General features: G+C 62.8%; 5 protein-coding genes. 1 reads left to right on the top strand and 4 read right to left on the bottom strand.

Features of this window, described 5'->3' with window-relative positions:
- Positions 1-92: 92 nt before the first annotated feature.
- Complete coding sequence (locus SPR01S_RS20110; RefSeq protein ID WP_066593351.1) at positions 93-1,376, bottom strand: acyl-CoA dehydrogenase family protein; 1,284 nt, start codon at positions 1,374-1,376, stop codon at positions 93-95.
- 160 nt (positions 1,377-1,536) lie between these two features.
- Here SPR01S_RS20110 and SPR01S_RS20105 point away from each other — a divergent pair, with 160 nt between their 5' ends.
- On the top strand, positions 1,537-2,784 hold the full coding sequence (locus tag SPR01S_RS20105) for a TetR/AcrR family transcriptional regulator (protein ID WP_066593349.1): 1,248 nt from the start codon (positions 1,537-1,539) through the stop codon (positions 2,782-2,784).
- A 14-nt stretch (positions 2,785-2,798) separates the two neighbouring features.
- Here the strand turns inward: SPR01S_RS20105 and SPR01S_RS20100 are convergent, their stop codons facing one another.
- The 3 genes from SPR01S_RS20100 to SPR01S_RS20090 all read right to left on the bottom strand — a co-directional run bounded on the left by SPR01S_RS20100 (position 2,799) and on the right by SPR01S_RS20090 (position 8,526).
- Positions 2,799-4,121, bottom strand: coding sequence for a spinster family MFS transporter (locus SPR01S_RS20100; protein ID WP_066593347.1), 1,323 nt, complete (start codon positions 4,119-4,121; stop codon positions 2,799-2,801).
- Positions 4,122-4,214: 93 nt separating this feature from the next.
- Positions 4,215-7,250: a TonB-dependent receptor domain-containing protein gene (locus SPR01S_RS20095; protein WP_066593345.1), complete on the bottom strand. Its 3,036-nt coding sequence runs from the start codon at positions 7,248-7,250 to the stop codon at positions 4,215-4,217.
- Positions 7,251-7,452: 202 nt separating this feature from the next.
- The gene (locus SPR01S_RS20090) at positions 7,453-8,526 is read right to left on the bottom strand and encodes an acyl-CoA dehydrogenase family protein (RefSeq protein ID WP_066593353.1); all 1,074 of its coding nucleotides are present in this window, start codon (positions 8,524-8,526) and stop codon (positions 7,453-7,455) included.
- Between the last annotated feature and the right edge of the window lie 91 nt (positions 8,527-8,617).

Raw genomic sequence — 8,617 nt, 5'->3', positions numbered from 1 at the left:
CCGGCTTCGCCGGCGGGCCCCTTCCCTCTCCCGCTTGCGGGAGAGGGAGGGAGGCGCGAAGCGCCGGAAGGGTGAGGGTCTGTTCTTTTATCCTAACGCGAAACCCCGAGATCCCCGCTCGACGGGATATCCGCCTTGTAATCGGCATATTTCCCGAACTCGTTTCGAGCGATCGCGCGGTTATGGACTTCGTCCGGACCGTCGGCGAAGCGCAAGGTCCGCATCGCTGCCCATTGGTGCGCCAGCGGGAAGTCGTCCGACACGCCGCCACCGCCATGCGCCTGGATCGCGTCATCGAGGATCTGCAGCGCCATGTTGGGCGCCTGGACCTTGATCATCGCGATTTCGAGCTGGGCGGACTTGTTGCCGGCCTTGTCCATCATGTCGGCGGCCTTGAGGCAGAGCAGGCGCGTCATCTCGATATCGATGCGGGCACGGGCAATGCGCTGCTCCCAGATCGAATGATCGGCGATGCGCTTGCCGAACGCGACACGGCTGAGCAGGCGCTTGGCCATCGCCTCGATCCCCGTCTCGGCGACGCCGATCGTGCGCATGCAATGGTGGATGCGGCCCGGCCCGAGCCGACCCTGCGCGATCTCGAAACCACGCCCTTCGCCGAGCAGCAGATTGTCGACCGGTACACGCACATTCTCGAGCAGTACCTGGCCATGACCGTGCGGCGCGTGATCATACCCGTAAACCGAAAGCATCCGCTCGATCTTCACGCCCGGCGCGTCGAGCGGGACCAGGACCTGGCTCTGCTGGGCGTGGCGCCTCGCGTCCGGATTGGTCTTGCCCATCACGATCGCGATCGAGCATCGCGGGTCGCCCACGCCGGACGACCACCATTTGCGGCCATTGATGACATAATGGTCGCCGTCGCGGACCATCGAGGTTTCGATATTGGTGGCGTCCGACGAGGCGACCGCCGGTTCGGTCATCAGGAAGGCGGAGCGAATCTTGCCTTCCATCAACGGGCGCAACCACCGCTCCTTCTGCTCGAGCGTGCCGTAACGGTGCAGGACTTCCATGTTGCCGGTGTCGGGGGCCGAGCAGTTAAAGCATTCCGAAGCCCAGCCGATCTTGCCCATTTCCTCTGCGCACAGAGCATATTCGAGATTGGAAAGCTGCGTTCCTTCGAACTCGAAACTGTCATCGACATGGGTCTGGCCCGAATGCGGCGGCATGAAGAAATTCCACAGGCCCTGCGCCTTGGCGATCTCCTTCACGTCCTCGATCACCTGGATCACCTTCCAGCGCTCACCCTCGTGAGACTGCTTGTGATATTCGGCGTTGCGGGGCGCGATCTCCTTGTCGATAAAGGCCCGCACGCGGTCCCGGAAATAGGTTTCGCGGTCGCTCAGCGTAAAGTCCATGATACTGCTCTCCTATGGCTTTCGCGACTCCGACTAAACCGTACCGTGTTTTCGGTAAAGCCGTAGAATCCTCTTTTTGACGCGATGCCCGAACAACGAAAAGCGAAATGCCGTTGCGGAATCCGCTGGCCCCGTGTGACGGAAATGTTAAGCTGGCCGGATGGGGCAAGCCGATACTGCAGAACTGGACGAGGTTACGGGAACGAAGCGTTTCAAGGCGAAACGTAATGCGATCCTGGCCGCCGCGTCCGAAGCGATAAACGAACAGAGCGCGAAGGGCATGACCTTCGCCGATGTTGCGCGCCGCGTGGGACTCAACACGACGAGCGTGACCTATTATTTCAAGCGCAAGGAAGACCTCGCCCAGGCGTGTTTCGAACATACGCTCGAAACCCTGGGAGAGATGCTCGACACCGCCCAGATGGAGGCGACGCCAGAAGCGCGGGTCGCGCGCTATCTGTCGCTCAACATGGAGCGGTTCGCGCGCATCCGCGAGAACGAGGAGCGTGCGCTGGCGACCTTGAGCGATTTGCGCGCGATGGAAGATCCGATGCTCGGCCGGCTGATGGCCGCCTGGCGCGAGATTTTCCGCAAGACGCGTGCTCTGTGGGGTGAGGAACCCCAGAACCGCCGTCTCAAGGATCTGTTCGGCGCGCGCGCGCACGTGCTGCTCGAAAACACGTTCTGGATCCCGGCCTGGATCGCGCGCTACGACCTCGACCAGTTCGACCGCGTCGAGGCGCGGTTGATGGATATGTTCCGTCACGGCATCGCGGTTCCCGGCGCCAAATGGGAGCCGGCGATCCTCGATATCGAGCATGAGGAAGCGGAACCGGGCCGCGAAGCGTTCCTGCGCGCGGCAACCCGGCTGATCAACGAGCTCGGCTATCGCGGCGCCTCGGTGCAGCGCATAGCGTCGGAACTCAACGTGACCAAGGGCAGCTTCTACCACCATCTCGATGCCAAGGACGACCTGGTCATCGAATGCTACAAGCGCAGCTTCGACACGATCACCGAGACGATCCAGGTCGGCGAGAACAGCAGTGGCGACTGGTGGCATCGGCTGTCGAGCATCATCGCGACCTTGCTCGACGTGCAATTCTCCGAGCGTGGGCCGTTGCTGCGCACGACCGCGCTGACCGGTCTGCCGCGCCATGTCCGCCAGGCGATGCTCGACCGTTCGAACCGCATCGCGCGGCGCTATGCCGGCATGCTGTCCGACGGCGCCGCCGAGGGCTCGGTCCGTCCGGTCGACGCGCTGATCGTCAGCCAGTCGCTGATGGCGCTGCAGAATGCCGCCTTCGACATGCGCAAATGGGCATCGGCGATGCCGCGCGATCGCGCGGTGGCGATGTACGCGTCCACCCTCGCCTTCGGCATGTTCGACGACCGCGCGGCGGAAAGCTGATCCGCCGCCGATACTCAGACGGCAATCGCGTCTTGCGCCGCCTTCCGCTCGAGCGCCTTGCGCTTGAGCAACACGCCCGCGCGCCAATAATGGAAGATCGCCCAGGGGGTGATCGCGGTGAAGACGAACATCGAATAGCGGAGCGACTCTGCGCCGTAGGTCGGCTTCAGCGCGTCGCTGAGCATGCCGACCAGAAACGGCCCGAGCCCCAGCCCGATCATATTGTTGACCAGCAGGGTGATCGCCGCCCATGTCGCGCGTAGCCGAACCGGTGCTTCCGACTGGATCAGTGCGAAGGTGACGCCGAGATAGGCGGTCGAAAACAGGATCGACAGGAAATAGGCCCCGACCCCGAATGTCGGATTGGTCGCGGTATAGACGCACAAGGTCAGCGGCAGCCCGATCGTCTTGAAGACCGCCACCATGAACGACTGGCTGTATTGCCCGTAGCGGCGCGTCAGCCGGTCGGCGATCCGTCCGCTGGCGATGGCGGCGATAGCGACGATGATCGCGCCGGCCGGCGCTACCTTGAGCGCGATGTCGAGCTTGGTGAAGCCGAACGACCGCTGCATGAAGCTTGGCCCGAACGCGGTGAGGCCGTAGCCGATCATCGAGGTAAGCGTGAAGCCGGCGACGAGGTGGAGCGCGGCCCGGTTGGCGAACAAGGTGGTGAAGCCGTCGGCCAGTGACGGCCTGGCCGTGTCCATCGCGATCTGCGCGTCGGACAGACCGCGCTTGGGCTCGGGCACGACGGCCCAGATGATCCCCGCCAGCAGCAATCCCGGCAGGCCGATCACGTACATCGCGACGCGCCAGCCATAATAAGTCGCGACGACACCGCCGATAATCGTGCCGAACGCCGCTCCAAGTCCAACGCCAAGCGAATAGATCGACATCGCCGATGCGCGCTTGTCGGGCGGATAGAGGTCGGCGATGATCGAATGGCTCGGCGGGCTCGACCCCGCCTCGCCGATGCCGACGCCGATGCGCGCGCCTAGCAATTGCCAGAAATTGCCGGCGAGCCCGCCCAGCGCGGTGAACGCGCTCCAGATTGCCAGTGCGCCGGCGATGATCCGCACGCGATTGCCGCGATCGGCGAGCCAGGCGACGGGAATCCCCAATCCGGCATAGAAGATCGCGAACGCCATCCCGCCCAGGATGCCCATCTGGGCGTCGGAAAGATGCAGATCCCTGATGATATCCTCGTTGAGGATCGCGAGTATCTGCCGGTCCATATAGCTGAAGAAATAGGCGAAGGTCAGCAGCAACAGCGTCAGCGCGCGGCGTTTCGGCACGAACGTTGCCTCGACTTCGGGAAGGTGCGTGGGGGAGGACACGGGAGGGGCGACCTTTCTTTTCGTTGCAAAAGAACGGCCCCGCCGCGCTGGTCTGGCGCGGCGAGGCCGGAGAAGGAGGTCAGTCGATCAATGTCAGAACTTGGTCGACAGGCCGACTTTGAACATGCGGCCGAACGGATTGCCGATGAACGGCTCGTAATTATAATCTTCTCGCGCGAAAGGCGGCTGCGCATCGAAGATGTTGAACACGGTGCCGGTAAGGACCACGTTCTTCGGCAGCTTGATCTGCAGATTGAAATCCGCCGTCACGAAACTGTTCAGGTCGGCCCCGGTCAGCAGCGAGATTGGCGTGGCGGGGATCGTTCCGTCCGGATTGCGCAGCGACGGATCGGGCGCGAACGGACCGCTCCTGGTATCGTAACGCTGATCGTGCAGCCCATCGGTATAGTTCACCGTCAGCCGAGCATCGACCGGGCCGGCGCCCAGGTCGACATAAGCCTGCCCCTTCCATTTCGGGACCGGGTACAAGGTGGATTGGTAGTTGAGCAGACCGACGCCATCATAGGCCGACTGCACCTTGACCCCAGCCACATAGATGTCGCTGATCCGGTTGCGCAGCGTCCGCGTCGCGTCCGCCCCGATCCCAAAGCGCATCGCCGAGCCGAGGAACTGGCTCGACCGGTATTTGACGCTGAAATCGATGCCCTCATTGGTCTGCGTGGCGCCGTTCTGGAGGAAGGTCTTCACGCGGGAAATGTTGGCGATGTTGTTCGCCACCGAAGAAAGTGACCCGCACACGCCATTGGCGAACGTGAATCGCGCCGCCAGCGCGCTGGAACAGGCATTGCCGCCGGTGGACGGAAACAGCGTCGCGACCATCGCCGCCAGCGGGTCGCTGACGATGACGTCGGTAAGACGATATTTGAAATAATCGACGCTGGCGTTGAACCCACCGAACTTCAGCAACAGGCCGCCCGAATAATTTTCGGACTTTTCCGGCTTGAGCGACGAATTGCCGAAGATATCCACCGGCTTGAATGCCGATCCGATCAGTTGCAACGCGGTGACCGAATTGCCGCTGAGATTGGCGAGCGTCGGTCCGCGGAACGTGGTGCCGTATCCGCCACGTACCGCGAGCCAATCGGTGACCTGCCAGCGCGCGCGGACCTGTGGATCGATGGTCGACCCGACAGAGCCGCCATAATCCTCATAGCGCACCGCCGCCTGAACGTTGAAGCTGTCGAAAACCGGCAATTGCAGTTCGGCGAAGACCGCCTTGACCCCACCTTTCAGGAAGCTGTTGGCATTGGTTCCCAGAAAGGCCAGTGCCCCGGTCGCCGGGCTGGGATTGACGCCGGACGTCGGCGAGCAAGCCGCAGGGTTGGTGTTCCCGGTTATCGGCGTGTCGCGGCATGGATTGACCGCAATATTATTGTTGGCGCCATAAACGGTGTCGAACCAATTATAGCGATATTGCGCCCCGACGCCGAACTGGATGTCGCCGCCCGGGAGCTTGATGCCCGTCGACCCGCTGACGTTGGCATCGAGAACGAACAATTGCGAATCGACCGCCGTGTTCGATTTGACGAAGAACCAATCGGTCAACGCCTTGCTGTTGGCGAGCGCGGCATTGCCCTGCGGGTTGGTCGTGCCGTTGATCGCTCCGTTCGTCACGGCATTGCCGAATGGGTTGAGCCAGAGACAGCCATTCTGCCCGGGCGTGTTCGCGGCGACGTTACAATTCGGCCCACCAAAACCGCGCAGCGCAAGCTGAATGCGATCCCCGAAGGAGTCGAAACCGTCGATATAGCGATAATATTGATGGTAGGTCGCCGAGAGGGTCCAATCGACCTTTGGAGCGAGCCTGCCCGACAATTCGGCGGTGAAGCGTATCGATTCCGACTTGCGCATCCCACGCGCCGATCCGGTCTCATTGGGATCGTCGAGCGTGGAGGGATTGCCGCCCGCCATGAAGGGGCGGAACAGCAGCAGCGGGAATACCGCTCCCGTCGTGCTTGCAGGGAAAAAGCCGGGGTTCGCCGCCTTGTACGCGGCGAATCCGGGGTTGGTCGCAGGCACATAGAAACCCGAAACGAACGGGGTTGGGTTTTTCCCGCCGAGCGAAGCGAGCGAGGGTGCCTGGGTCAGGATGTAAGAAGGCGAGGTCAGATAATGCGGAACCGTCGAGCGTCCATAGAGCGCCGTGACCTCCAATTTGGTCGTGTCGGTTATGTCGACGCCGACATCGACAAACGCGGTGAACCTCTTTTCGAGTTCCGCCAGACCATCAAACCCGGAATATTGCGTGTAACACCGCCCATTGGCGCCGACATAGCCGCCCAGCGAGCCGCAACTGCTGTCCGCGGTCAGCCCCGTGGTCGGCGCGCCACTCGCCGCCAGGCCCAAAAAGGTCGCCGGATTGCCGCCGCCCGACCAGCCGCCCTGCGGGTTGTTGGCATAAGGCTGGACCGCGAACGCGCGGTCGCGTGCCAGCAGTTCGCCGCGTTTCGCGAACCCTATCGCCGCCAACATGCGGAACCCGTTGCCGACATGGCCGTAGGACAATGAGGCATCGATATCCCCGTCGGTGTCCTTGACGAACTTGTAGCTCGCTGCCGCGCGAAAGCCTTCCTGGTCGGTGCGGGTGATGAAGTTGACCACGCCGGCGACCGCATCCGACCCGTACGTCGCCGCGGCGCCATCCTTCAAGACTTCGATCCGGCCAATCGCAGCCGACGGAATCAGGTTGATATCGACCGCAGGAACACCATTGCCCGAGGTCACGAGGCGGCGGCTGTTGAGCAGCACCAATGTGCGCTGCGGCGACAAGCCGCGCAAATTGGCCGTCGCGATACCCTCGGCGCCCTGTGAGCGGCTGTCGAACTGGTTCGAATCGCCGAGCACCGCGCTCGATGTCGGCAGCGCCTTGAGCAATTCGACCGCTGACGGCGATCCCTGTTTCTGGAGTTCGTCGGCACCGATCACGTTGACGGGCAGTGCCGCGTCCTCCGGCGTCCCTCTAATGATCGAGCCGGTAACGACAATATCCGGCGTGCTGCCGGTGTCTTGCGGATCCGCGGCCGGCGCCGATTGCGCAGCCGCCGACGATGCCGCGCATACCGCAAATACGGAAATCGCGCAGGCGCAAAGCAACCTTGTCTTGGTCATGTACCTCTCCCCAACCGGGTCGGAGCGCTTGAGCGGCTCCATACCCGGAACTCGAATAGGCACTATGAGTAACGTTACGTCAAGCGCAACTCGCGTTGCAAATTGCCATGGATTCTCGGCTCGACGCAGAAATAGCACAGACTTAAGGTTCCGGGATCAGCCAAACCCGATCCCGGAAAACAGCGTCAGAACGAAGATGGCTTCAATAGCCGCCCAGGCGCGCGAACCGATCGCGGAGGTAAGCGGTATTTCCCCATACCGCTTCCAGTACGCGCATGCGCTTGAGGTAGAAGCCGGCATCATATTCGTCGGTCATGCCGATCCCGCCATGGAGCTGGATCATCTCCCGGCTCATCGCGTGGCCGACTTCATTGGCCTTGGTCTTGGCAAGCAAGGCAGCCTGGCGCGTGTCGCCGCCGGCATCGATCGCCGCAAGCCCTGCTTCCACCGCCGAGCGCATCAGCTCGATATCGCTGAACAGGCCGGCCATACGATGTTGCAACGCCTGGAAGGTCGACAGGACCTGATCGAACTGGCGGCGTTGCTTGAGATAATCGAGCGTCGTCTCGAACGCCTGCTGCGCCATGCCAAGCATCTCGGCCGCGGCGACGACGCGCGCGCGATCTAGCACCTGGTCGAGCAATTTGTCGCCGCCATTCGCCAGCTTGTCCGCTTCCACCGCGTCGAACGTCACGTCGGCATGGCTGCGGAAATCGGTCAGGTGGCGGCGCGACCGGGACACGCCCGCCTGGTTGCCGTCGACCAGATAGAGCCCGTCCGCCGCCGCGACGACGAATAGTCCGGCGCTGTCGCCTTCCGCCACGAAGGCCTTGGTTCCGCTGAGCTTGCCACCACTGGCCGCGGTCTTGATATTCTCGGGGTCGTGACGCGGTCCTTCGTCGAGGGCAAAGGTCGCGACAAGCTCGCCGCTCGCGATCTTGGGCAGCCAGGCATTCTTCTGGGCATCACTGCCGCCGAGGACGATCGCCGACGCCGCCACCGCACTTGCCGATAGCGGGCTCGCGGTCAGCGTACGACCGAGTTCCTCGATCACCAGCCCAAGGCTGAGCCAACCGAAATCGGAGCCGCCCTGGGCTTCGGGAATGACAATCCCGGCCCAGCCCATTTGCGCCATCTCGGTATAGACATTGGGGTCGTACCCCGTCGCGGTATCGGCATCGCGCACCTTGCGCCACGCTGTCACCGGGCTTTCGTTACGAGTCCATTCGCGCGCCATGTCGCGCAGCATCGTCTGTTCTTCGTTGAGGACGGCCATCATTAAACTCCCTCTCCCCTCTGGGGAGAGGGCCGGGGAGAGGGGCAGTCTCTCGCTACCGGCCCGATTGTTGAATTGTTGCGACTGCCCC

The organism is Sphingomonas pruni NBRC 15498 (assembly GCF_001598455.1).
Lineage (GTDB): Bacteria > Pseudomonadota > Alphaproteobacteria > Sphingomonadales > Sphingomonadaceae > Sphingomonas > Sphingomonas pruni.
Note: the sequence above shows the minus strand (reverse complement) of the source record. Positions and strands in the feature narration are given on the sequence as shown.

Bases quoted from the DNA above. Each gene is read 5' to 3' on its own strand.
- SPR01S_RS20090 (WP_066593353.1), bottom strand. From the start codon at position 8,526: ATGGCCGTCCTCAACGAAGAACAGACGATGCTGCGCGACATGGCGCGC.
- SPR01S_RS20105 (WP_066593349.1), top strand. From the start codon at position 1,537: ATGGGGCAAGCCGATACTGCAGAACTGGACGAGGTTACGGGAACGAAG.
- SPR01S_RS20095 (WP_066593345.1), bottom strand. From the start codon at position 7,250: ATGACCAAGACAAGGTTGCTTTGCGCCTGCGCGATTTCCGTATTTGCG.
- SPR01S_RS20110 (WP_066593351.1), bottom strand. From the start codon at position 1,376: ATGGACTTTACGCTGAGCGACCGCGAAACCTATTTCCGGGACCGCGTG.